This window comes from Xanthobacter aminoxidans, assembly GCF_043193615.1.
GTDB classification, from domain to species: domain Bacteria; phylum Pseudomonadota; class Alphaproteobacteria; order Rhizobiales; family Xanthobacteraceae; genus Xanthobacter; species Xanthobacter aminoxidans.
Genome location: NZ_JBAFUS010000001.1, coordinates 1,925,949 through 1,947,447 on the forward strand (window position 1 = coordinate 1,925,949; position 21,499 = coordinate 1,947,447).

The following is a 21,499-nucleotide window of genomic DNA, read 5'->3' on the forward strand; positions in this document are numbered from 1 at the left end:
TTCCTAAGCCCACCCGCGCCGTGCTCGGCTTGCGGAAATAAGGCAACATATCATCCTGATTTGGGAAGGAAGACCATGAAGGCCATTGTGTTGACGGAACGCGGCACCCATGGCGTCGCTCTTCGCGACATGCCCGAACCCGCCGTGCCCGAGGGATGGGCAAAGGTTCGGATGCTGGCGGCATCGGTCAACCGCGTCGATCTCTACATGCGCGACTCGGGCGCGGGCATCACCCACCAGCTGCCGCTCATCATGGGGGTGGACGGCGTGGGCGTGGTGGCCGAGGCGCCTGCTGGATCGGGCGTTGCCCCGGGCGACCGGGTGATCCTTTACCCTTACGAATTCTGCGGCACCTGCCGGCCTTGTCTCAACGGCGACCAGCCTCTCTGCCACCACGCCAAGATTCTGGGCGAGCACCGCCACGGCACCTTCGCCGAATATGTGGCGCTCCCCGCGCGCGCTCTGCTGAAGCTGCCGGACGACGCCGATATGGACCAGGCGGCCGTATTGGGCGTCGCCCATCTCACCGCCTGGCGCATGGTGTTCGGCAAGGCGCCGGCCGGGCCAGGCACGGTGGTGCTCGTCCAGGGGGCCGGCGGCGGCGTCTCCTATGCCGCCGTGCAACTCGCCCGCATGGCGGGCGCGCGGGTCATCGTCACCACGACCGGGCCGGACAAGCTCGCGCATTTCCGCAGCCTCGGCGTGGAGGCTCTGGACTATCGCGACGCCGACGTCGCCAGGGCGGTGCTGGCCCTGACCGGAGGCGAAGGCGCGGATCTCGTCATCGACAATGTGGGCGAGCGCACGTGGGGCACCTCCCTCAAGGCCCTCGCCCGCGGTGGCCATCTCGTGACCTGCGGCGCGACGACGGGCGCCCATCCCTCGGCGGACCTCCAGCGCCTGTTCATCCGGCAATTGTCGGTGCACGGCTCCACCATGGGCTCCATGGACGAATTCCGCCGCCTCCTCCTCGCATGGCACGGCGGCGGCTTCACGCCCCGCATCGACCGCGCCTTCCCGCTGGCCGACGTGCCCTCCGCCTTCGCCCACCTCGAAGACCCGGCCCGCATGGGCAAGATCCTGATCCGCATCTCCTGATCCGCATCTCATGAACTCAATCGAAGGCCATAGACATGACCTATGAGACCGTGCTCGTCGCCACGCAGGGGCCCGTCGGCATCATCACCCTCAACCGGCCGGAGGCGCTCAACGCCCTGAACCACCAGATCACCTCCGAGCTGTCCCACGCCGCCGCCGCCTTCGATGCCGACGGGGACATCGGCGCGATCGTGATCACGGGATCGGACAAGGCTTTCGCCGCCGGGGCCGACATCAAGGAGATCAAGGACAAGACCTTCGCCGAAGTCTATGAGGAGCAGCTCATCACGGCCACGTGGGAAGGCGTGTCGCGGGTCCGCAAGCCGACCATCGCGGCGGTGTCGGGGCATGCCATCGGCGGCGGCTGCGAGCTGGCCCTGATGTGCGACATCATCGTGGCGTCACAGACGGCCCGCTTCGCCCTGCCGGAGACCACCATCGGCATCATTCCCGGTGCCGGCGGCACCCAGCGCCTGACGCGCATCGTCGGCAAGGCCGTGGCCATGGACATGATCCTCACCGGCCGGGCCCTGTCCGCGGCAGAGGCGCAGGCGCTGGGGCTGGTCAGTCGCGTGGTGCCCGCTGGCACCCATGTCGCGGAAGCGGTCGCGATCGCCGCGCAAATCTCCACCTCGTCCCGGCCCGTGGTGCGCCTCGCCAAGGAAGCCGTGACCCAGGCGTATGAGACGCATCTCCAGGAGGGCCTCTATGTGGAGCGCAGGCTCCTCTATGCCACCTTTGCCCTTGAGGACCGGCGCGAGGGCATGAACGCCTTTGCGGAAAAACGCAGGCCGACCTTCCGCGGGCTCTGACCGGACGGGGTACGAACTGGGCTTCGTCCCGCCGTCCGGCGATGGTCCCGCGCCCCGTGCAGTACGAGGCGCGGGAACGGGCTCAGGCGAGGACCGGGCGGAACCGGCGCGCCACCAAGGCCAGGGTGCCGAGGCCGCAGACGAGGATGACCGGCACCAGCACCAGCATCACGCCGGCCGGCGTGATGCCCTGCGCCACCAGAACCCCGGCGAGCAGCGGCCCTGCCATGGAGCCGAGGCGGCCGACCGCAACCACGACACCAACGCCCGTGCCGCGGATTTCCGCCGGATAGCATTGGGGGGCGATGCCGTAGAGGATCGACTGCACGCACAGCACGCCGACGCCCACCAGCGTCACGGTGAACAGCATGGTGGCGAGCGCCGGCTGAAGCAGGCCCAGCATGGCGAGGGCAGCCGCCACGAAGGCGAAGCTGGCGGCGATGGCGATGCCACGCTGGCGCCCGTCCAGCACCCGCCCGCCGATGAGGCTGCCGACGGCGCCGCCAAGGCTGTACAGGATGAGGGCGAACGACGCCTCGCTGCGCGAGAAGCCCTGCGCCACAAGCAGCTGCGGCAGCCAGTTCATGAGCAGATAGACCACCATCAGGCCGAGGAAGAAGGCCCCCCAGAGCAGCAAAGTGGCGACCATCGAGTCGGGACGGAACACCTCCGTCCACGGCGTCTTCTGTCCGGAGGTGGCGGGCGCCATCTTCAGCGGCGGCAGGCCCATGTAGATGAACGGCACAAGGATCAGGGGCAGGACGCCGCCCACGAGGAAAATGGAGCGCCAGTCCCCGCCATGCAGGTCGAGCAAAGCGACGAGGCTCGCCACCGCCGCGCCCAGCGGCATGCCGGCATACATGAGGGCCACCGCCCGCCCCTTCCGCTCCGGCCCCACCGCCTCCGAGGCGATGGAGACGAGGTTCGGCAGCGCGCCGCCCAGCCCGACGCCGGTGAGGAAGCGCAGCACCACCAGCGCCTCCACGGAGGTGGCGAGGATGGTCGCGATGGAGGCGAAGCCGAAGGCCACCAGCGCGATGAGGAGCCCTGCGCGCCGGCCCCAGCGGTCCGCCGTATAGCCGCCGATCAAGGCCCCGATCATGAGGCCCAGGGTGGCCGAGGAGAAGAACAGCCCCATCTGCTGGGGCGTCATGTGGAAGGCCGGCCCGATCTTGGGGGCGGCGATGCCCGCGGCCTGCAGATCGAAGCCTTCGATCACGGCGGCCAGCGAGACGTAAAGGAGCGCCCGGCTTCCCGCAGGGCTTGTTTTCAAGGCAGTCGACATTTGCTTTCCTCCCATCCGGCGCGGCCTGTTGCGGCCGCTGTCTTGTCCGTCCGCCGATGGCCGGCAGGCCCCGCGGTTCTTCTCGGTGTGCGCCCGGTCCCGCACGGGACGAGCCGTGCGGGACCGGGCGCGGTGGATTGTGTTGAGCGGCGCTGTCAGGCGGCGGCCGCCGCCCGGGCGAGATCGAGCGCCACATCGACGATCATGTCCTCCTGTCCGCCGACCATGCGGCGGCGGCCGAGCTCGGCGAGGATGTCGCGGGTGTCGACGCCATAGGTCTTCGAGGCGGCCTCGGCGTGGCGCAGGAAGCTGGAATAGACCCCGGCATAGCCCAGCGAGAGGCTTTCCCGGTCCACCCGCACCGGCCGGTCCTGCAGCGGACGCACCAGATCATCGGCGGCGTCCATCAGGATGTTGAGGTCGCAGCCGGTGGCGATGCCCTTGCGGTTCAGCACGGCGATCAGCGCCTCCAGCGGCGCATTGCCCGCGCCCGCGCCCATGCCGGCCAGAGACGCATCCACCCGCACCGCCCCCGCCTCGATGCCCGCCACCGCATTGGCGACGCCGAGGGTCAGGTTGTGATGGGTGTGGACGCCGATCTCCGTCTCCGGCTTCAGCAAGTCGCGGAGCGTCTGCACGCGCAGCGTATAGTCCTCCGGCAGCATGGCCCCGGCGGAATCCGTCACATAGACGCATTCCGAACCGTAGCTCTCCATCAGCTGCGCCTGCTCGGCCAGCTTCTCGGCCGGGATCATGTGCGCCATCATCAGAAAGCTCGCCGTGTCCATGCCGAGCGCCCGGGCCGCCTCGATGTGCTGGCGCGACACGTCGGCCTCGGTGCAGTGGGTACACACCCGCACCGAGCGGGCGCCCGCGTCGTAGGCCGCTTTCAGATCATGCACCGTGCCGATGCCGGGGATGAGCAGGACGGTAACGACGGCGCGGCTGCATTCCTGCGCCACCGCGGCGATCCATTCGAGGTCGTCATGGGCGCCGAAACCGTAGTTGAAGGTGGCGCCGGTGAGGCCGTCGCCATGGCTGATCTCGATGGCGTCCACGCCGGCCCGGTCCAGCGCCCGGGCGATGGCCCGGATCGTGTCGAGCGAATACTGGTGGCGGATGGCGTGCATGCCGTCGCGCAGGGTGACGTCCTGGATGTAGAGCTTGCCGGGGTTCGGGCGGGCCATCACGCGGCCTCCTTCGCGAGGAAACGGGCGGCCCAGCGGTCGGCGGAGACCAAAGCGGCCGAGGTCATGATGTCGAGGTTTCCGGCATAGGCCGGCAGATAGTGGGCAGCGCCCTCCACCTCGAGCAGGATGGTGGTCTTGAGGCCGGTCACCGGGCCGACGCCCGGGATGCGGACGGGCGCGTTGTTGCCGATCTCCTCGAACTGCACCTTCTGCTTGAGGCGATAGCCGGGCACGTAGGCCTTCACGGTCTCGACCATCTCCAGGATGGAGGCCTCGATGGCCTCGCGCGTGCCGCCCTGGGACAGGGTAAAGACGGTGTCGCGCATGATGAGGGGCGGCTCCGCCGGATTGAGGATGATGACCGCCTTGCCGCGCTCGGCGCCGCCGAGCACCTCGATGGCCTTCGACGTCGTCTCGGTGAACTCGTCGATATTGGCGCGGGTGCCGGGGCCGGCGGATTTGGAGGAGATGGAGGCGACGATCTCGCCCCAGATCACCCGGTCGGTGGCGCGGCGCACGGCATGGACCATGGGGATGGTGGCCTGTCCGCCGCAGGTGACCATGTTGACGTTGGACGCGTCGAGATTGGCCTCGCCGTTGATGGCGGGAATGGTGAAGGGGCCGATGGCGGCGGGGGTGAGGTCGATGACCTTCTTGCCATCCTTCCGCAGCACCGCGTCATTGGCGATGTGGGCCTTGGCGGAGGTGGCGTCGAACACGACGCCGATCTCGGCGTAATTGGGCAGGCGGGTGAGGCCCTCGATGCCCTCGTGCGTCACCGGCACCCCGAGCCGCGCCGCGCGGGCGAGGCCGTCGGACGCCGGATCGATCCCCACCATGGCGCCCATCTCCAGATGGCGCGACATGCGCATGATCTTGATCATCAGGTCCGTGCCGATATTCCCAGACCCGATGATCGCGGCCTTGATCTTGGGCGTGCTCATGCCTGCTTCTCCGTGGTGCCGGGTGTTCCGATGGCGACCTTCACTGCGCCGAGCCCCGCGATGCGCGCCTCCAGCACATCGCCGGGCGCGACCGGGACCATGGGGCCGAGGGCGCCGCTGAGCACCACGTCCCCGGCCTTCAGCGGCGTTCCCAGCGCGGCGCAGGTGCGGGCGAGCCACAGCACCGCGGTGAGCGGGTTGCCGAGGCAGGCCGCGCCGCCGCCGAAGGATGCGGCCGTGCCGTTGCGATTGAGCACCATGCCGAGGCCGGCGAGGTCCGTATCCTCCAGCCGGCGGATGGGACCGCCCATCACGTAGACGCCGCTGGAAGCGTTGTCGGCGATGGTGTCCGAGATCTTGATGTCCCAGTTCTGCACGCGGCTGCCGACGATCTCGATGGCGGGGGCCACATAGTCGATGGCGCGGCACACCTCGGTGGGGGTGACGTCCGCCGCCGCAAGGTCCGCCCTCAGCACGAAGGCGACTTCCGCCTCCGCCTTCGGCTGGAGCAGGCGGGCGAAGAGCACCTCCTCGCCGTCGCAATACTCCATGTCGGCGAACAGCACGCCGAAGTCCGGCTGGTCCACGCCAAGCTGCTGCTGGACGGCGCGGGAGGTGAGGCCGATCTTGCGGCCCACGAGGCGCCGCCCCTCCGCCACCGCCCGCTTTGTGTTCAGGAACTGGACCTCGTAGGCGGCCTTCAGGTCGAGGCCGATCAGGTCCCGCACCGGCTCGCAGGGCACGGCCGTGCGCGCCGCGGCGAAGAGGCGGTCCGCCGCTTCGCGGATCTGCTGTGTGCTCATCTCAAATCACCTTGAAAGAAATTCGAGCACCAGCGCGTTGAACGCGTTGGCGTGCTCCCACTGGGCCCAGTGCCCGCAATTGCCGAAGATGTGCAGCTCGGAGCGCGGAATGCCGGCCAGCAGCCGCAGCCCTGCATCCAGCGGCACGAAGCGATCGTTGCGCCCCCATATGACGAGGGTGGGCGCCGAAATCTCGCCCAGGCGCGGGCCGAAATCGGGGAACTGCTTCGGGTTCGCCTCAAGGCTTTTGACGAAGTTCTCAAGATGATCGCGGCGCTGGAGCATGTTCTCAAGGCGCGTGCGGTAGAGATCTTCGGTCAAATCATTGGGATCGAACACGAAGACGGCCATCATCGCCTTCAGGTTCTCGATGGTCGGCGCGCGATAAAGCGCGTTCAGGAGCTTGATGCCCTCCGTGGGCATGGGCGCGAAGGGGCTCGCCCCGCCCGTGCCGCCGCCCATCAAAACGAGCTTTCCAACCTTGCCCGGATGGTCGAGGGCGAAGGCGACAGCGCTGTGGCCGCCCATGGAATTGCCGAGGATGTGGATGCGCTCCAGCCCCAGCGCTTCCACCACGCCAGCCAGCACACGCGCATTGAGGTTGGAGCGCGAGCCGGTTGAGACGATGGTGTCGCTCTTGCTCCAGCCGGGGCAATCCACCAGCAGCACGCGATAGCCCGCCTCGACGAGGGGCGCGATGTTGCGGTTGAAGTTGGCCCAGCCTGACGCGCCGGGGCCGGAGCCGTGCAGCATCACCACGGTCTCGCGGGCATTGCCGGGATCGCAGTCGTTGTAATGGATGGTGAGTTCGCCGCCGGCTTCGGGCACGCGGGCGAAGCGGCTGGTGCCGGCTTCCGTGAAGGGTTCGCTCATGCTCAGGATTCCAGGGGGCTGACGCGGCAGAAGGCGCCGTTCACATAGATCAGGGGCTCGCCGCCCGGCGGCTCGGAGGCGTCCAGCACCTCGCACAGCAGGGCATGGTGGGTGCTCTCGTCGAACACCTTCACCACCCGGCAGTCGAAGGTGGCGAGCGCCCCCTCCAGCACGGGTGCGCCGGAGACGCGGGTCTGCCAGCCGCCATGCTCGAAACGGGCGGGGCCAAACACGCCCTCCACCATGCCGGCGAACACCTTGGCGAGGTGCGCCTGCCCCGCGGAGAGCACGTTGATGCACAGGGAGCCGCTGGCGAGGATGCTGTCGGCCGCGGCCACTTTCTTGTTGACCAGAACCACCATGCGGGGCGGATCGACGGTGACGGAACACACCGCAGTGGCGGTGAGCCCGACCTTGGTCTCGCCGTCGCACGTGGTGATGATGGAGACGCCGGAAGCGAGGTGCCGCATGCCGGTGCGATGGTCATCCGGGCTAGCGGTGGGCAGGTGGCGCAGGGCCTCGCTGGCCGCCCAGTCAAGGCGCTGGTTGATGGTCTGTGTGTTGATGTTCTCTGTCATGGCCGGGCCTCAGGCGCGCACGCCGAATGGATTGGCGGCCGGCATGGGATTGCCGAGCATCTGGCCGCCAAGGAGGTCGCCGATATTGTCCTGGTTCTGGGTGATGTGGTTGGCACCCACCAGGATGTCGCGCAGCTGGCGCTGCATGGGATTGTTGAGCCAGACGCCGCGCGTCGACGTCTTCTTGAAGATCATGTGGGCCGCGTCAAAGCATTCGCCGCCGGTGAACTGGTTGGTGGCGAAGTGGCGCACGCGCACGTCGATGGGCACCAGCTCGCCGCGCTCGGCATAGCTCCACGCCTCGTCGGTGTTGTGCAGGATGCGGGTTTCCGCCCCCAGGATCTTCGCGGTCGCCTCGCCGAGGCGGGCCTTGATGAAGGGGTCGTTCACCGCCGCGCCGACGGCCTGGTTGAGGTTCTGACGCGGCCGCATGTGCTCGATGTAGAGATCGGCCATGCCGCGGGCCATGCCGACGATGACGGACGACACCGCCGCGTAGAACACATAGAAGAACGGCATCTTGTAGAGATTTTCCACGTGGCCGTGGGTCTCCTCGCCATAGGCGGCGATGACATGGCTGCGATAGGCCGGCACGAACGCCTCGCGCACCACCAGCTTCTTGCTGCCGGTGCCGGCGAGACCCACGACGAACCAGTCGTCCACGATCTCGAAATCCGATTTCTGCACCCAGAACGAGCGGAACACCTGCTCGCCATTCTCCAAGACGCGACCGCCGAGGAAGGCGCCGCCCTCGGCGTGGTCGCAGCCGCTCGAGGTCAGCCACTCGCCCTTGAGCACGTAGCCGCCGTCCACCGCCGTCACGGTGCCGAAGGGGGCATAGGAGGAGGAGACGAGCCGGGTCGGATCCTCGCCCCACAATTCGTCGCCGCAGCGCGGATCGAGCAGGCCCACCTCGAACGGGTGGACGCCCAGGACCATGACGTTCCAGGCGCTGGAGGGGCAGCCGCGGGCAAGCTCCATCAACACCCTGTTGAGCACGTTGGGGCTCATCTCATAGCCGCCCCAGCGCCGCGGCTGGAGGATGCGGAAGAAGCCGGCATCCTGAAAGGCCTGGATGGTGGCGGCCGGCACCATGCGCGCCTTCTCCACCGCCTCCGCTTGCTCGCGCAGCCAGGGGATCATGGCCGTCGCGCGGGCGACGATCTCGGTTTCGGTGGGCGTGCAGCTCGATCTGTCCAACATGCTGATTCTCCTGGCGTTCCTCGCTGGGGTCGCGTGCACGCTGTCAGCGTGGCCCGGCGCTCATGACGCCGTAGCCGGCGATCCACTCGTTGATCGGGCGGTAGTAGTCGCGGCGGGCGGTGTATCCGTTCCGCGCAGCGGCAAGCGCCGCGAAGGCGGCCACCCAGGTGCGCACCTCGTGGGTGGAGCGGCCGGCCTCCTTCGAGATGTCCTCGATGCTGAAGTCGTCCACGGCATCGAGCTGTCCGCCGAGCAGCAGGTCGATGAAGGCCTGGTCCCATTCGGCGTTGAGGGGCGTCTGGGCGGAGAGGTCCGTGCCGTAGATCTTGCCGGCGGCGATGGTGCGCTCCTGCCGCGCCGCGCGGGCCTCGGGCGTGGGATTGCGACCGCAGATGAGAAACTCGCCGATGGCTTCCGGCGCGCCTTCCAGCAGAGGCACCGGCGGCTCATGGGAGAGGCCGCCCGTGCCGACCACGAGCACGCGCTTGTCGAGGGTGGCAATGAACTGGCCCACCACCTCGCCGAGGCGGCGCACGCGCCGATAGGGCGCAAAGGGCGGGGCGACGGAATTGATGATGATGGGAATGACAGGATAGCGGGTCAGGCTGCCGGTCAGCTCCTCGAGCGTCTGCGTGCAGCCGTGGTCCACCTGGAGGCGATGGGACAGGGAGACGTCCACGTCGTGGTCGAGGACGAAGCGGGTCAAGTCGAGCGCGAGATCCCGCGCCACCGAGAGCGGCCCATGCATCGTCATGTAATCGCCAACCGACTCCGCTGCCGTTGCAATGACGAAAGGCGGCATCAGGTCGTAGAAGAGGCCATTATAGTGGTCCGGCGCGAAGATCACGATCAGCTCGGGGTCGAATGCTTCCACGTCGGCGCGGGCGCGGGCCAGCACGGCATCGACTTCCGCAGTCACCTCGGGCGCGGGATCGTTGAGCCCGCGCAAAGGCGTGTGCGAGAGGCACTTGAGCATGATGGTCATGTTGGCTCCCTCGACCTTGGAAGCTGCGGGCCGACGACAGCGCGTGGCCAGCTCCCCCCTCCAGGTCGTGTTCTTCATTTTGAATGCGTGCACTGTAGGGGCGGTGGCGGCGGAGACGGAACGTCAAACCGCTCGGATGTGCACCTAGTGCACATCATTGATTTCAAATATCATTCCGGGACATCGTGAAAGCCCGGGGGCAGATCGGTGCGGGGCGAGGATCGAGGCGCGGCGGGCCTTTGCGCGTGCAATGCGCCGAACGTTTCGCGCCTGGTCTATGCTGGCGAAAAGGTCGGGAGCGAAACCACATGGCGGAGGCGAGCCGCTACAAGAACGTCCGGGGGCTCAGCCGGGGGCTCGCGCTCCTCAATGTCCTCAACCGCATGGATGGCGGCGCGAACGTCGCGCGCCTCGCCGAGCTGACCAAGCTGCATCGCACCACCGTGCAACGTCTTCTGGAGACGTTGCAGACGGAGGGATATGTCCGGCGCAGCGAGTCCGATGACCGCTATTGCCTGAACCTTCGAGTGCGCGAGCTCAGCGAAGGCTTTCGCGACGAACACTGGATCTCGGCCCTGGCCTCGCCGCTGCTCGGCGAGTTGCTGCGGGAGGTGGGCTGGCCGACGGACCTGTGCACCTTCGACGTGGACGCCATGGTGGTGCGCGAGACCACCCACCGCTTCAGCAAGCTCTCGTTCCATCGCTCCATGATTGGCCGGCGCCTGCCCCTGCTCCAGACGGCCAGCGGCACGGCCTACCTCGCCTTCTGTCCCGCGGATGAGCGCGAGCGCATCATCGATTTCCTCGCCCGTCAGCCGCGAATGGAATGCCGGCTGGCCCGCGACCGCCCGGCCCTGAACGACCTGCTCGCCCGCGTGGTGCAGCAGGGATATGGCTTCAACCACATGAACTGGACGGAAGAGCCGAAGATGGCCGGGATCGCCGTTCCGATCCGCAGCGCGCAAGGTCTTCTGGGCTGCCTGAGCGTGGTCTACATTGCGTCGGCGATGACGACTGCGGTCGCGGCCTCGCGCTATCTGGACTCGCTGCGCAAGGTGGTGAATTCCCTGGAGGCGGAGACGATGAAAGCGGAGATCGCATAGGCGGCCCCGTGCCCCCAGCTACGGCACATGCGCCGTGTCGGCGGGCTGATCCTCAGGCAGACCCGATCTCGCTGCCGCGACGAGCAAACGGACGACCGAGCCGATCTCGGCACGCAGGTGAGGATCGGCGATGATGCCTGAGGCATCCACGGCCGACCTCGGCACGGGAATGTCGCGGCAAGCGGCCTCGATGATCCTGGCGCCGGCGCGTTCCAGGACGAGTCTCAGCGCCGCATAGGTATCCTGCGCACGGCCTTCCGCGGACGCATTGATCCACCCAACCGGCCGCTCACAGAGGCTGGCTCCGCCCACGGTCCAGTCGAGAGCATTCTTGAAGCTCCCCGGCAGCGATCCGGCATATTCCGGCGTCGAGATGAGCACGGCGTCGGCCTTGCCGATTCCCTCACGCAGCTCGACCACGTTGGGGTGGAGCGGATCCACATCATCGTCCGGATTGAAGTGGGGGAGGCCTGCAATACCCTGATAGAGCAGCGCCTGGGTGCCGACCGGCGCGAGAGCGCGGGCGGTCGCGAGAACCGCGCCATTGATCGAGCCCTGCCGGAGACTGCCGTTCAACAGCATCAGCCTGATTGTCGTCTCCATGTCGGTCGTCTTCCATGCAACGGACGCGCAGAATGGCGTCCTGTGGTGCGATGGACAATCGTAACCGCGGCTGCACCCCGGGGCGTGCGGCCATTGCCCCTACCCCGTCGGGACCTCCATGCGCCCGCGCAGCGCGCCCGCCAGATGCTCGGCGAACTGGGCGCTGGGCAGCGGCAGGTTGCGGTCGCGGAGCTGACCCAGGACCAGATCGGCGCTCGGCAGGTCGCGCTCGTCCACCGGGCGCACGACGATACCCGGCGGCATGGCATCCGGCTCGGCGCCGATCTCGATCTGGAACGAGATCATGCCGGTATGGGCAACGAGGCCGCGCAGCAGCTCGAAGGAATTGGTCTCGGCGGCCACCGACAGCTTCAGCCCCGCGCGGGACAGCCGCTCCTCGATCATCTGCCGGCCGCCGGTGGAGAATTCCGGCAAGGCGAGGGGATGGCCGGTGCAGTCGGCGAGGCGGAGCTTCGCCTTGCGGGCGAGCGGGTGGTCCGCGTTCATCAGCGCCACCAGCCGCTGCGGCAGGGTCATGATCGGCCTCAGGCGCCCAAGAAACGGCGGGCGGAAGACGAGAATGAGGTCCACCACATAATCCACCAGCAGGCCCATGGCCCGCTCGTGGTCCACCACCATCACCTCGAACGTCATCAGCGGATAGCGCTTGCGGAAGGCGCCGATCTGCCGCGGCAGGAAATCGTGCGCCAATGCCTGGCTGCAGGCGATCCGCACCGTGCCCCGCCGCAGGCCGCGCAGATCCTCGAGTTGCGAGCGCATCCGGTCGGCGTCGTTCAGCTGCTCGCGCACATAGGTGAGGAAGACCTCGCCGGCCGAGGTGAGGCGCACGCCGCGGGGGCGCCGCTCCAGCAGCTTCAGCCCCAGTTCCTCCTCCAGATCCATGATGCGCCGGTTGAGGGCGGAGGGCGTCACATTGAGCCGATCGGCGGCGCCGCGAATGGAGCCGGTGCGCGCCACCTCGTCCATGTAGCGCAGGAATCTGAGGTGCCGCATGTCGTCTCCACCCATCGTAGCCTTTTAGGCTACAGCATGTGGAATAATCGGCAATGGATCGCATCACTGCGTCGTGCCAATGTCATCTCTCAGCAGGAGAGCTCCTCTCCGGCGTGTCGCGAGAACGCTCCTTATGTCCGCGTCCGACCAGCCCCCGCTGAAACGGCCCCCGCTGCGCTTCGCCCGTCCCGTGCCGACACCCCGGCCGGTGACCATCCCCGGCGCGCCGCAGCCGGCCGAGATCGATCTCGCCCGCAGCGCGCTCGTCATCGTGGACATGCAGAACGATTTTCTCGAACCCGACGGCTGGTTTCCCCGCTTCGGTGTCGATCCCTCCCCGCTCCTCGCCATCGTGCCGACCCTTCAGGCTCTGGCAGCGGCGACCCGCGCGGCGGGCCTGCCTGTCATTTTCGTGAACTGGGGGGTGCGGGCGGATCGCGCGGAGCTGTCGGCCCCGCTCCTCGCCAAGGCGTCGGGCGCGGGCACGCGGCCCGTCTATGCCGATCCCTCGGTGGAAGGGCGCGGGCGCATTCTCGTGGAAGGCGACTGGGGCGCCGCGACCATCGACGCGCTGGCGCCGGAGCCGGGCGACCTCGTGGTGCACAAGCATCGCCTCTCCGGCTTCCACGACAACGAGCTCGACTCCATCCTGCGCAACCGCGGCATCGACACGCTGCTGTTCTCAGGGGTGAACATCGACCGCTGCGTCTTCTCGACGCTCTGCGACGCGAGCTTCCGCGGCTACGGCTGTCTGCTGGTGGAAGACGCCTGCGCCACCGTCTCGCCGGCCTATGTGTCGGAAGCCATCCTCTTCCTCGTGCGCCAGCTCTACGGCGTCACGCTTTCGAGCGGCGACCTGCTCGCCGTCCTTCGAGACCAGCCTCAACAATAACCAGAGCCAGACGGGACCATCACAATGACACTCCGGATACTCTCGCGACGCCTCGCACGCAGCAAACTTGCGCTTGCCCTTGCCCTCGGCATCGCCTCCACGGCCGCCGCCGGCCTCCCGGCGCTCGCGGACACCAAGCTGAAGATGGTGCTCAACTGGAAGTATCAGGGCCCGCAGGGCATGTTTTTCCTGGCGCAGGACCGCGGATACTTCAAGGCCGAGGGTCTCGACGTGACTTTCGATCAGGGCAACGGCTCCGGCGCCGCGGTGCCGCTGGTGGCGAACGGCACCTATGACATGGGCTTCGGCGATGTGAACGCGCTCATCGAGCTCGCCGCCAAGAAGCCGGAAGGCGCGCCCGTCGCCGTCTACATCATGTTCAACCAGCCGCCCTTCACCATCGCGGTGAAGGCGGACAGCCCCATCAAGACGCCCAAGGATCTGGAAGGCAAGACGCTCGGCGGCGCGGCCAATGATGGCGCGCTCAAGCTCTTCCCGGCCTTCTGCAAGCTGACGAAGATCGACTGCTCCGGCATCAAGATCACCAACATGCAGCCGAACCTGCGCGAGCAGATGCTGATGCAGGGCCAGGTGGACGGGGTGTTCGGCTATGTGAACACCATCCGCTTCTCCGCCAAGCTGATCGGCGCCGGTGATGACAAGCTGCGCTACATCAACTTCGGCGATTACGGCATGGACCTCTATTCCAACGGCATCATCGTCTCAGCCGATCTCATCAAGAACAATCCCGAGGCCATCAAGGGCTTCCTGCGCGCCCTCAACAAGGGCGTCATCGACACGCTGAAGGACCCGGACGCGGCCGTGGCCGCCGTGGCCAAGCGCGAGCCCCTCATCAAGATCCCGGTGGAGACCGAGCGCCTCGACGCCACCCTGAAGGCGGAGATGAACCACCCGGAGATCGCCAAGATCGGCCTCGGCAACGTGGACATGAAGCGCCTGCAGGAGTCCATCGACATCCTGGTGGACGCCAACAAGTTGCCCACCACCCCGAAGGCCTCGCAGATCTTCGACCCAGCCTTCCTGCCGCCGGTGGCGGACCTGCCCAAGAAGCTGTTCTGAACCGGCTGTTCTGAACCAGCTCTTCTGAACCAGACGTTCCGACGTCCCGACCCGGCGCCGCTCCCGTGAGTGGAGCGGCGCCCGCCCCCTACCCAACGGACCTCCCATGGATCTCAAGCTCAAGGATCGCGTCGCGCTTATCACCGGCCCCGCCAAGGGCATGGGCGCCGCCATCACCCGCGCCTTCGCGGCCGAAGGCTGCCGCCTCGCCCTCATCGGCCGTGACACTTCGGCCATCGCGCCGATCGCCGACGAGGTGCGCGCCGCCGGCGCCGAGGCGCTCGTGATCGCCTGCGACCTGACCGACGCCGATGCCTGCGATGCCGCCGCCGCGCGGACGGTCGAGGCCTTCGGTACGGTGGACATCCTCGTCAACGTGGCCGGCGGCTCCGGTCCCATCGGCAAGACCGGCGTGGAGACGACGCCCGCGGAGTTCGACGAGATCGTCACCCTCAACATGAACGGCTGCTTCCACACCATGCGCGCCGTGCTGCCCACCATGATCGAGCGCCGCTATGGCAAGATCGTCAATGTGGGGGGCACCTTCGGCATGCGCGGGCGGGCCGGCCGCATGGCCTATTCGGCCTCCAAATGGGGCCTGCGCGGCATCACCAAGAGCTTCGCGCTGGAGGTGGGCCCGCACAACATCAACGTGAACTGCGTGGAGCCCGGCATGGTGGACGGCCCGCGCTTTCGCGAGAAGGTCTGCGCCGACATGGCGCGGAAGCTTTCCATCACGCTGGAGGAGGCCATGGCCCGCCACGCGGCGGACTATGCCCTGCGCCGCGTGACCACCGACGAGGACGTGGCCAACGCCTGCTTGTTCCTCGCCAGCGACGTATCCCGCCAGCTCACCGGCATCGACATGCCGGTCGACGGCGGCTGGGCAATGCTCTGAGGAGGATGACATGAACGAACCTGTCGATCTCGTCATCCATGGCGGGCGCATCGTCTCCCGCGAGACGGTCATCGAAGCCTCCATCGCCATCCGCGGCGAGACCATCGTCGCCGTCGGCGCGCCCGATGCCATGCCGGAGGCGAAGGAGACCTTCGACGCCACGGGCCTTCACATTCTGCCCGGCGCCATCGACGTGCATGTGCACTTCCGCGATCCCGGCTACACCCACAAGGAAGACTTCGAGAGCGGCACCGCCGCCGCGGCCTTCGGCGGCGTGACCACCGTGTTCGACATGCCCAACACCATCCCGACGGTTGCGGATGGGGAGACGCTGAAGGCCAAGCACGCCATCGCCGCCTCCAAGGCGCATGTGGACTATGGCCTCTATGCGGTGCTGGGCGAGGACACCATCGACAAGGTGTCGGAGCTGATCGAGGCCGGGATCATCGGCTTCAAATGCTACATGGGGAACACCTTCGGCCGCATCCCGACGCCCTCCACGGGGGCGATGCTGGAGGCATTCGAGAGGGTGGCGCCCACCGGCAAGCGCATCTCTCTGCATGCCGAGACCAATTCGGTGATGGAGCGGCGCCAGAAGCGCCTGACCGAGAGTGGCCGCAGCGATCCCCTCGCCCATCTCGCCTCCCGCCCCGCCGTGGTGGCGGTTGAGGCGGTGGCCCGCGCGGCCATCCTTGCCGAATGGACCGGCGCGCGCATCCATATCCTCCACATCTCGTCCGCAGCCGAACTCGGCCCTCTCCGCGACGCCAAGGCACGCGGCGTCGACATCACCGGCGAGACCTGCCCGCACTACCTCATGCTGGGCGAGGCCGATTACGCCCGCTGCCGCGGCATCATCCGCGTCAACCCGCCGGTGCGGGAGAGCGTGAACAACGAACCGCTCTGGGCCGGCCTTCTCGACGGCACCATCGACATGATCGCCACCGATCACGCCCCGCACACGCCGGAGGAGAAGACCCGCGCCGACATCTGGAGCGTGGATTGCGGCTTCCCGGGTGTCGAGACGCAGATGCCGCTCATGCTCACCGAGGTTGCGGCCGGCCGCTACGACATTCGCGACTATGTGCGCTGGAGCGCGGTGAACCCGGCCAAGGTGTGGGGGCTCTACCCGAAGAAGGGCGCCATCCTGCCCGGCGCCGACGCGGACCTCGCCTTCGTGGACCTGAACCACGCCTGGACGCTGCGCGACGCCGATCTCCAGTCCCGATCCAAGATTTCCCCGTGGGACGGCCGGAGCGTGGTCGGCCTGCCGCGCCATACCATGGTGCGCGGGCGCTTCGTGATGAAGGATCGCGCGCTGGTGGCGGACACGAAGGGCCACGGCCGCTCGGTCCACGCCATCCAGCAGATGCCGGAGGCGAAGCCGCTGCACACCGATGAAACCCTGGCGGCCGTCATCGCCGACCGGCCGGAGGCGGCGGCATGAACGAGGATGCCCCTCCCTTCGTCCATCTCCAGGACGTGCGCCTCACCTACGGCCACGGCGCGCGCACCGTGGAGGCGCTCGGCACCACCAATCTCAAGGTCGGCAAGGGCGATTTCGTCGCCCTCGTCGGCCCCTCCGGCTGCGGCAAGTCCACCATCCTCAAGCTGGTGACGGGGCTCATTCCCGCCTCGGCCGGCTGGGTGTTCGTGGCTCAGCGCGAGGTCGGCGCCGAACCGGTACGGGTGGGCATGGCCTTCCAGAACCCGACCCTGCTGCCGTGGCTCACCATCCGGCAGAACGTGATGCTGCCGCTGAAGATCGTGCCGCCCTTCCGGCAGCAGTATCGCGCCAAGAAGAAGACCGAGTTCCGCGACCGCGCCGATGCCCTGCTGGAACAGGTCGGCCTCGCAGGCTTCGGCGACAAGTTTCCCTGGCAGCTCTCCGGCGGCATGCTCCAGCGCGCCTCGCTCTGCCGCGCGCTGATCCACGACCCCCAGCTCCTGATGCTGGACGAGCCGTTCGGCGCCCTCGACCAGTTCACCCGCGAGGAATTGTGGGCCATCCTTCAGGACCTGTGGCTGACGCGCCGCCCGACCGTGCTGCTCGTCACCCATGATCTCAAGGAAGCCGGCTATCTCGCCAATCGCGTCTGCGTCATGCGCGCCCGGCCGGGACGGATCGTCGAGGATTGCGCGGTGGATTTCGTCCGCCCGCGCACCATCGAGATGACCTACGAACCGGGCTTCGTCTCCCTCACCCAGCGCCTGCGGGAGCTCATCGTTTCGGCCCGCGCGCCCGACGCCGCAGTGGAGAGCGCCGCATGACCTACGCCCTGCGCCGCCGCCTGTATTCCGCTGCCGTCATCATCGGCTTCTTCGTCGTCTGGGAACTCGCCTGCGTCATCTTCCACATCAAGGAGATCGTGCTGCCGCGGCCGAGCCAGGTGTTCGCCACCCTGTGGCTTCAGGCTCCCGCCATCTGGCCGCACACGGTGCAGACGCTCTACACCACGCTGGTGGGCTTCGCCCTCGGCATCGTAAGCGGCGTGCTGCTGGGCGTGCTCATCGGCTCCTCGCGCCTCGCCTATGACACGGGCTATCCGCTGCTGATCGGCTTTTCCTCCATCCCGAAGGTGGCGGTGGTCCCGATCTTCGTCCTGTGGTTCGGGGCGGGCACGGTGCCGGCGGTGCTCACCGCCATGATCATGAGCCTCTTCCCCATCGTCGTGAACGTGGCCACCGGCCTCGCCACCACGGAGCCGGAGCTGGAGGACGTGATGAAGGCTCTCAGGGCCACGAAACTCGACATCCTGTTCAATGTCGGCCTGCCCCGCGCCATGCCCTATTTCTTCGCCTCCCTGAAGGTATCGGTGACGCTCGCCTTCGTCGGCACGGTGATCGCCGAGACGGTGGCCTCGAACCAGGGCATCGGCAACCTCATGATGATCGCCTCTTCCTCCTTCGACGTGCCCCTCGTCTTCGCCGGGCTGCTCGTGCTGGCGCTGCTGGGCGTCGGCCTCTACGCCATCTTCTCCCTCATCGAAGGGCGGGTGATCGGCTGGGCGCGGCGCAAGGACGGGGCGGACTTCGCCTGAGACACGCGCCATGCCCACTGCCAAGGTCCATCGCATCCCCACGGCGAGCCCCGACGACGTGTCCGGTCTTGCCGCCGCCATCGCCTCCGGCGCCATCGCGCCCAAGGGCATCCTCGCCATCTTCGGCAAGACCGAGGGCAACGGCTGCGTCAACGACTTCTCCCGCGGCTTCGCTGTCTCCGCCTTGCAGGCGCTCCTGCGCTCTCATCTCGGCGGCGCGGCGGATGAGGTGTGCCTCGTCATGTCGGGCGGCACCGAGGGCGGGATGTCGCCCCACCTGCTGGTCTTCGAGGTGACCGAGGCCGATGCGAACGACGCCTTCCCTGCCCTCGCCGTCGGCCGCGCGCATACGCCGGACCTTCCCTCCGAGCATCTCGGTCGAATGGGGCAGGTGCGCTCGGTCGGCGAAGGCGTGCGACGGGCCATGGAAGCCGCCGGCATCAAAGACGCCGGCGATGTCCATTTCGTACAGGTGAAGTGCCCGCTTCTCACGGCCGCCCGCGTGCGCGAGGCCGAGGCGCGGGGCGCGACCACGGCGACCTCCGACACGTTGAAATCCATGGGCCTCTCGCGCGGCGCCAGTGCGCTCGGCATCGCGCTGGCGCTTGGCGAGGTGGCCGAGGATGCGCTTTCCGACGCTGCCATCTGCGCCGACTACGGCCTGTGGTCCGGCCGCGCCAGTTGCTCGAGCGGCATCGAACTGCTGGGGCACGAGATCGTCGTGCTCGGCATGTCGAAGAGCTGGAGCGGCCCGCGCGTCATCGCTCATGCCGTGATGGCAGATGCCATAGATGTCGCGCCGGTGCGCGAAGCAATCGACAGTCTCGGAGGCGCGCCGGGAGACGGCACCATCGTACTCGCCAAGGCCGAGGCGAGCCGCAGCGGCCTCATCCGTGGCAAGCGCCACACCATGCTGGACGACAGCGACATCTCCTCCACCCGCCACGCCCGCGCCTTCGTCGCCGGCGCCCTGGCCGGCGTGGTCGGCCACACGGAGATTTATGTCTCCGGCGGCGCCGAACATCAGGGACCGGACGGCGGCGGCCCGGTGGCCATCATCGGCGCGCGTATGGCGGCAGAAGGCAGGTAGTTCGCCTGCTTTCATCTCGGCCCAGCAAGCGCCCCTGTCATGGAACGAGCGCCGGCCTTCCCACGTGTGGCGCCTCTCCAGCGCCCGGCTCTGCCGGACTGAAGAATGCCGCGCTAGAGCGATGCGGCGCGCAACCGCGTCTGCCAGAGGGCGCGACGCTTCTTGAGTTCGTCGTCCCGGTCGAGATCGGGGAAGTCGTCCCGGAGCCGGTCAAGTTCCTCATATCGGAATTCGGAGGCACCATGCGCCCGCCACGCGGCTTGCAGCGCCCCGTTGGCGTGCCTGCCGATGCCCAGTTCGAACCAGATCCTGTTCTTGTGCGTGTCTACGGTGGGGCTGGTGCCGACCCACACCTCCCCCGTCGCAGTGCAGATGATCGCATAGACCCCGAATGCGGGCTTGCGTTGCCGATAGGCCGCGACGGCCGCCTTGCGCTCCTGCCTGTCCATGACGCCTCCATATTTACCCGGATGATATAGATTGATTTTTCATCCGGGTAAATAAGGGCATCGCACGGAGACCTCGCCGTTCGACCGCTGGCGGCCCCCACCCGCCCTGCAGGCAGGTGCGGACCAGGACCCACGCTCAGGCGTACTGGGCCACGCCGTTGCCGAGCGACCAATTCTCCTTCTTCACCTCGATGAGGTTGACGAAGACATCCTCGGGCCGAAGGCCGGGGCTCTCGCTGAGATAGAGGGCGATGCGCCGGAACATCTCCTTCTTCTGCTCCACCGTGCGGGTGTCGTTCGCGGCGATCTGGATGAACACCACATCTTCAGTACGCGAGATGCCCATGTAGGAAGGGTCGAACCGGAAGTTCTCGGCCGAATGCTCGGTGATGGTCATGAACTGGTTGTCGCGCGGCACATTGAACGTCTCCTGCATTGCGCGCGCGAGACTGTCGAAGATCGCCCGGCGATAGGTTTCCGGCTTGCCGGCCCTGAGGGAGATGTGCGTGAGAGGCATGTGCGGCTCCTTCCCGTTGATCGATGTCGAAACAATAGGAATGGCCGCTTCTTTTTGGTACGCTATCGCAGTTCATATCTGAGATAGCATTTTGATATGATTGATCCGCCACTCGACCTCGATTCGGTCCGGACCTTCGTTCACATCGCGGAGCTGGAAAGCTTCACGAGGGCAGCGGAAGCCATGGGCACGAGCCAGGCGGCCGTCAGTCTCAAGCTGAAGCGGCTCGAAGGGCGCCTCGGATGCCGCCTGTTCGACCGCACCCCGCGCTACGTCCAATTGTCGCCCCGCGGCGCGAGCTTTCTCGACCAGGCGCGCGCCTTGCTCGAACTGCACGACCGGACGCTGGCCTCCCTCTCGGAACAGCGCCGGCGGCTCACCATCGGAATCAGCGATCATGTCGCCGGCCCCGAGCTTCCGGCCCTGATCGCGCGCATGAACAGCCAGGATCCGCAGCTTGTGATCGAGATCCGGATCGGGTCGTCGGCCGATCTCCTGCAGCAGTTCGACCGGCGGGAGATCGACAGCGCGCTCATTCGCCTCAGGTCCGATCGGGACGATGGCAACCTGATCGCCGAAGAACAGTTCGGCTGGTTCGCCGCTCCTGGCTGGCAGCACCGCCCGGACGAGCCGCTGCCGATTGCCACGATGGCCGAGCCGTGCGGCGTGCGCGCGCTGGCCTGTCGGCTTCTGGACGATGCCGGGGTGAACTGGCGGGAGATTTTTGTTGGCGGCGGAGTGATGGCGGTGGCGGCGGCGGTGATGGCGGGCCTGGGAGTGGCGGCGCTGTCGCCGCGGATGGTCCCCTTCGGCTCGATGGAGGTGAGCCGGCGGCTCGGTCTTCCGCCCCTGCCCCGTCAGCCGATCATGCTGCACAGCCGGGTGAAGGACGGCCCCTCACGCGAGGCGCTTGCAGCGTTGGCGGCCGCCTTCCGGGGCGCGGCCCGGGGGTGAATCCGTGCCGTGGCGTCCATATGTCATCGACTTGCGAGACAAAGATTATCGTCCGGCGCCGATCTCGGATCTTGATCTTGCGTGCGC

Annotated in this window: 23 protein-coding genes; 11 read left to right on the plus strand and 12 right to left on the minus strand. The window is 67.6% G+C overall.

Annotated elements, in window-relative coordinates; genetic code table 11:
* The first annotated feature begins 75 nt into the window (after window positions 1–75).
* Both V5F74_RS08855 and V5F74_RS08860 read left to right on the plus strand, forming a co-directional pair.
* Window positions 76–1,098, plus strand: a complete 1,023-nt coding sequence (locus tag V5F74_RS08855; protein ID WP_394007411.1) for a zinc-binding dehydrogenase — start codon at window positions 76–78, stop codon at window positions 1,096–1,098.
* 35 nt (window positions 1,099–1,133) lie between these two features.
* A complete protein-coding gene (locus V5F74_RS08860; RefSeq protein ID WP_394007413.1) occupies window positions 1,134–1,910 on the plus strand; it encodes an enoyl-CoA hydratase-related protein in 777 nt (258 codons plus the stop codon).
* 82 nt (window positions 1,911–1,992) lie between these two features.
* On the opposite strand, the gene V5F74_RS08865 is transcribed toward V5F74_RS08860, so the two are convergent.
* From V5F74_RS08865 to V5F74_RS08900, 8 genes are all read right to left on the minus strand, one after another.
* Window positions 1,993–3,195, minus strand: a complete 1,203-nt coding sequence (locus tag V5F74_RS08865; RefSeq protein WP_394007415.1) for an MFS transporter — start codon at window positions 3,193–3,195, stop codon at window positions 1,993–1,995.
* A gap of 155 nt (window positions 3,196–3,350) precedes the next feature.
* Window positions 3,351–4,382: a 4-hydroxy-2-oxovalerate aldolase gene (gene dmpG / locus V5F74_RS08870; protein ID WP_029555709.1), complete on the minus strand. Its 1,032-nt coding sequence runs from the start codon at window positions 4,380–4,382 to the stop codon at window positions 3,351–3,353.
* On the minus strand, window positions 4,382–5,329 hold the full coding sequence (locus V5F74_RS08875) for an acetaldehyde dehydrogenase (acetylating) (RefSeq protein WP_029555710.1): 948 nt from the start codon (window positions 5,327–5,329) through the stop codon (window positions 4,382–4,384). Before V5F74_RS08875 ends, dmpG begins: the two co-directional genes overlap by 1 nt.
* Complete coding sequence (locus V5F74_RS08880; RefSeq protein ID WP_394007417.1) at window positions 5,326–6,132, minus strand: 2-keto-4-pentenoate hydratase; 807 nt, start codon at window positions 6,130–6,132, stop codon at window positions 5,326–5,328. Before V5F74_RS08880 ends, V5F74_RS08875 begins: the two co-directional genes overlap by 4 nt.
* Window positions 6,133–6,138: 6 nt before the next feature.
* On the minus strand, window positions 6,139–7,005 hold the full coding sequence (locus tag V5F74_RS08885; RefSeq protein WP_394007418.1) for an alpha/beta fold hydrolase: 867 nt from the start codon (window positions 7,003–7,005) through the stop codon (window positions 6,139–6,141).
* 2 nt (window positions 7,006–7,007) lie between these two features.
* Complete coding sequence (locus tag V5F74_RS08890; RefSeq protein WP_029555713.1) at window positions 7,008–7,583, minus strand: flavin reductase family protein; 576 nt, start codon at window positions 7,581–7,583, stop codon at window positions 7,008–7,010.
* A 9-nt stretch (window positions 7,584–7,592) separates the two neighbouring features.
* Window positions 7,593–8,786, minus strand: a complete 1,194-nt coding sequence (locus V5F74_RS08895; protein ID WP_029555714.1) for an acyl-CoA dehydrogenase family protein — start codon at window positions 8,784–8,786, stop codon at window positions 7,593–7,595.
* A 43-nt stretch (window positions 8,787–8,829) separates the two neighbouring features.
* Entirely contained in the window at window positions 8,830–9,771 is a 942-nt protein-coding gene (locus V5F74_RS08900) for a 3-carboxyethylcatechol 2,3-dioxygenase (RefSeq protein WP_029555715.1), read from the minus strand.
* Window positions 9,772–10,079: 308 nt separating this feature from the next.
* On the opposite strand from V5F74_RS08900, the gene V5F74_RS08905 reads away from it, so the two are divergent.
* Window positions 10,080–10,874: a DNA-binding transcriptional regulator gene (locus V5F74_RS08905; RefSeq protein WP_029555716.1), complete on the plus strand. Its 795-nt coding sequence runs from the start codon at window positions 10,080–10,082 to the stop codon at window positions 10,872–10,874.
* An 18-nt stretch (window positions 10,875–10,892) separates the two neighbouring features.
* Here V5F74_RS08905 and V5F74_RS08910 read toward each other — a convergent pair whose 3' ends face one another.
* Together V5F74_RS08910 and V5F74_RS08915 are read right to left on the minus strand one after the other, a co-directional pair.
* Complete coding sequence (locus V5F74_RS08910) at window positions 10,893–11,477, minus strand: NADPH-dependent FMN reductase (protein WP_051678813.1); 585 nt, start codon at window positions 11,475–11,477, stop codon at window positions 10,893–10,895.
* A gap of 99 nt (window positions 11,478–11,576) precedes the next feature.
* Complete coding sequence (locus V5F74_RS08915) at window positions 11,577–12,491, minus strand: LysR family transcriptional regulator (RefSeq protein WP_394007420.1); 915 nt, start codon at window positions 12,489–12,491, stop codon at window positions 11,577–11,579.
* A gap of 133 nt (window positions 12,492–12,624) precedes the next feature.
* Here V5F74_RS08915 and V5F74_RS08920 point away from each other — a divergent pair, with 133 nt between their 5' ends.
* The 7 genes from V5F74_RS08920 to atzD all read left to right on the plus strand — a co-directional run bounded on the left by V5F74_RS08920 (window position 12,625) and on the right by atzD (window position 19,492).
* A complete protein-coding gene (locus V5F74_RS08920) occupies window positions 12,625–13,383 on the plus strand; it encodes a cysteine hydrolase family protein (RefSeq protein WP_394007422.1) in 759 nt (252 codons plus the stop codon).
* 24 nt (window positions 13,384–13,407) lie between these two features.
* Window positions 13,408–14,463, plus strand: coding sequence for an ABC transporter substrate-binding protein (locus V5F74_RS08925; protein ID WP_394007424.1), 1,056 nt, complete (start codon window positions 13,408–13,410; stop codon window positions 14,461–14,463).
* A 106-nt stretch (window positions 14,464–14,569) separates the two neighbouring features.
* Complete coding sequence (locus V5F74_RS08930; RefSeq protein WP_394007426.1) at window positions 14,570–15,361, plus strand: SDR family NAD(P)-dependent oxidoreductase; 792 nt, start codon at window positions 14,570–14,572, stop codon at window positions 15,359–15,361.
* A gap of 10 nt (window positions 15,362–15,371) precedes the next feature.
* The gene (gene allB, locus V5F74_RS08935; protein WP_394007428.1) at window positions 15,372–16,808 is read left to right on the plus strand and encodes an allantoinase AllB; all 1,437 of its coding nucleotides are present in this window, start codon (window positions 15,372–15,374) and stop codon (window positions 16,806–16,808) included.
* Entirely contained in the window at window positions 16,805–17,632 is an 828-nt protein-coding gene (locus V5F74_RS08940; protein WP_394007429.1) for an ABC transporter ATP-binding protein, read from the plus strand. The genes allB and V5F74_RS08940 overlap by 4 nt, the downstream gene beginning before the upstream one ends.
* On the plus strand, window positions 17,629–18,402 hold the full coding sequence (locus tag V5F74_RS08945; RefSeq protein ID WP_394007431.1) for an ABC transporter permease: 774 nt from the start codon (window positions 17,629–17,631) through the stop codon (window positions 18,400–18,402). The genes V5F74_RS08940 and V5F74_RS08945 overlap by 4 nt, the downstream gene beginning before the upstream one ends.
* A gap of 10 nt (window positions 18,403–18,412) precedes the next feature.
* The gene (atzD, locus tag V5F74_RS08950) at window positions 18,413–19,492 is read left to right on the plus strand and encodes a cyanuric acid amidohydrolase (RefSeq protein WP_394007433.1); all 1,080 of its coding nucleotides are present in this window, start codon (window positions 18,413–18,415) and stop codon (window positions 19,490–19,492) included.
* Between the two features lie 113 nt (window positions 19,493–19,605).
* Here the strand turns inward: atzD and V5F74_RS08955 are convergent, their stop codons facing one another.
* The gene (locus tag V5F74_RS08955) at window positions 19,606–19,941 is read right to left on the minus strand and encodes a GIY-YIG nuclease family protein (RefSeq protein ID WP_374250179.1); all 336 of its coding nucleotides are present in this window, start codon (window positions 19,939–19,941) and stop codon (window positions 19,606–19,608) included.
* Window positions 19,942–20,077: 136 nt separating this feature from the next.
* On the minus strand, window positions 20,078–20,458 hold the full coding sequence (locus V5F74_RS08960; protein ID WP_029555726.1) for a tautomerase family protein: 381 nt from the start codon (window positions 20,456–20,458) through the stop codon (window positions 20,078–20,080).
* Window positions 20,459–20,554: 96 nt separating this feature from the next.
* Between V5F74_RS08960 and V5F74_RS08965 the strand changes: the two genes are divergently transcribed.
* On the plus strand, window positions 20,555–21,412 hold the full coding sequence (locus V5F74_RS08965) for a LysR family transcriptional regulator (RefSeq protein ID WP_374250180.1): 858 nt from the start codon (window positions 20,555–20,557) through the stop codon (window positions 21,410–21,412).
* The last annotated feature ends 87 nt before the right edge of the window (window positions 21,413–21,499 follow it).

What these genes read in the sequence shown, in the direction of transcription:
- V5F74_RS08940 (WP_394007429.1), top strand. Translation starts at nt 16,805, where the DNA reads ATGAACGAGGATGCCCCTCCCTTCGTCCATCTCCAGGACGTGCGCCTC.
- V5F74_RS08890 (WP_029555713.1), bottom strand. Translation starts at nt 7,583, where the DNA reads ATGACAGAGAACATCAACACACAGACCATCAACCAGCGCCTTGACTGG.
- dmpG (WP_029555709.1), bottom strand. Translation starts at nt 4,382, where the DNA reads ATGGCCCGCCCGAACCCCGGCAAGCTCTACATCCAGGACGTCACCCTG.
- V5F74_RS08910 (WP_051678813.1), bottom strand. Translation starts at nt 11,477, where the DNA reads ATGGAGACGACAATCAGGCTGATGCTGTTGAACGGCAGTCTCCGGCAG.
- V5F74_RS08930 (WP_394007426.1), top strand. Translation starts at nt 14,570, where the DNA reads ATGGATCTCAAGCTCAAGGATCGCGTCGCGCTTATCACCGGCCCCGCC.
- V5F74_RS08945 (WP_394007431.1), top strand. Translation starts at nt 17,629, where the DNA reads ATGACCTACGCCCTGCGCCGCCGCCTGTATTCCGCTGCCGTCATCATC.
- allB (WP_394007428.1), top strand. Translation starts at nt 15,372, where the DNA reads ATGAACGAACCTGTCGATCTCGTCATCCATGGCGGGCGCATCGTCTCC.
- V5F74_RS08880 (WP_394007417.1), bottom strand. Translation starts at nt 6,132, where the DNA reads ATGAGCACACAGCAGATCCGCGAAGCGGCGGACCGCCTCTTCGCCGCG.
- V5F74_RS08915 (WP_394007420.1), bottom strand. Translation starts at nt 12,491, where the DNA reads ATGCGGCACCTCAGATTCCTGCGCTACATGGACGAGGTGGCGCGCACC.
- V5F74_RS08900 (WP_029555715.1), bottom strand. Translation starts at nt 9,771, where the DNA reads ATGACCATCATGCTCAAGTGCCTCTCGCACACGCCTTTGCGCGGGCTC.
- V5F74_RS08905 (WP_029555716.1), top strand. Translation starts at nt 10,080, where the DNA reads ATGGCGGAGGCGAGCCGCTACAAGAACGTCCGGGGGCTCAGCCGGGGG.
- V5F74_RS08860 (WP_394007413.1), top strand. Translation starts at nt 1,134, where the DNA reads ATGACCTATGAGACCGTGCTCGTCGCCACGCAGGGGCCCGTCGGCATC.
- V5F74_RS08920 (WP_394007422.1), top strand. Translation starts at nt 12,625, where the DNA reads ATGTCCGCGTCCGACCAGCCCCCGCTGAAACGGCCCCCGCTGCGCTTC.
- V5F74_RS08925 (WP_394007424.1), top strand. Translation starts at nt 13,408, where the DNA reads ATGACACTCCGGATACTCTCGCGACGCCTCGCACGCAGCAAACTTGCG.
- V5F74_RS08885 (WP_394007418.1), bottom strand. Translation starts at nt 7,005, where the DNA reads ATGAGCGAACCCTTCACGGAAGCCGGCACCAGCCGCTTCGCCCGCGTG.
- atzD (WP_394007433.1), top strand. Translation starts at nt 18,413, where the DNA reads ATGCCCACTGCCAAGGTCCATCGCATCCCCACGGCGAGCCCCGACGAC.
- V5F74_RS08955 (WP_374250179.1), bottom strand. Translation starts at nt 19,941, where the DNA reads ATGGACAGGCAGGAGCGCAAGGCGGCCGTCGCGGCCTATCGGCAACGC.
- V5F74_RS08895 (WP_029555714.1), bottom strand. Translation starts at nt 8,786, where the DNA reads ATGTTGGACAGATCGAGCTGCACGCCCACCGAAACCGAGATCGTCGCC.
- V5F74_RS08865 (WP_394007415.1), bottom strand. Translation starts at nt 3,195, where the DNA reads ATGTCGACTGCCTTGAAAACAAGCCCTGCGGGAAGCCGGGCGCTCCTT.
- V5F74_RS08875 (WP_029555710.1), bottom strand. Translation starts at nt 5,329, where the DNA reads ATGAGCACGCCCAAGATCAAGGCCGCGATCATCGGGTCTGGGAATATC.
- V5F74_RS08965 (WP_374250180.1), top strand. Translation starts at nt 20,555, where the DNA reads ATGATTGATCCGCCACTCGACCTCGATTCGGTCCGGACCTTCGTTCAC.
- V5F74_RS08960 (WP_029555726.1), bottom strand. Translation starts at nt 20,458, where the DNA reads ATGCCTCTCACGCACATCTCCCTCAGGGCCGGCAAGCCGGAAACCTAT.
- V5F74_RS08855 (WP_394007411.1), top strand. Translation starts at nt 76, where the DNA reads ATGAAGGCCATTGTGTTGACGGAACGCGGCACCCATGGCGTCGCTCTT.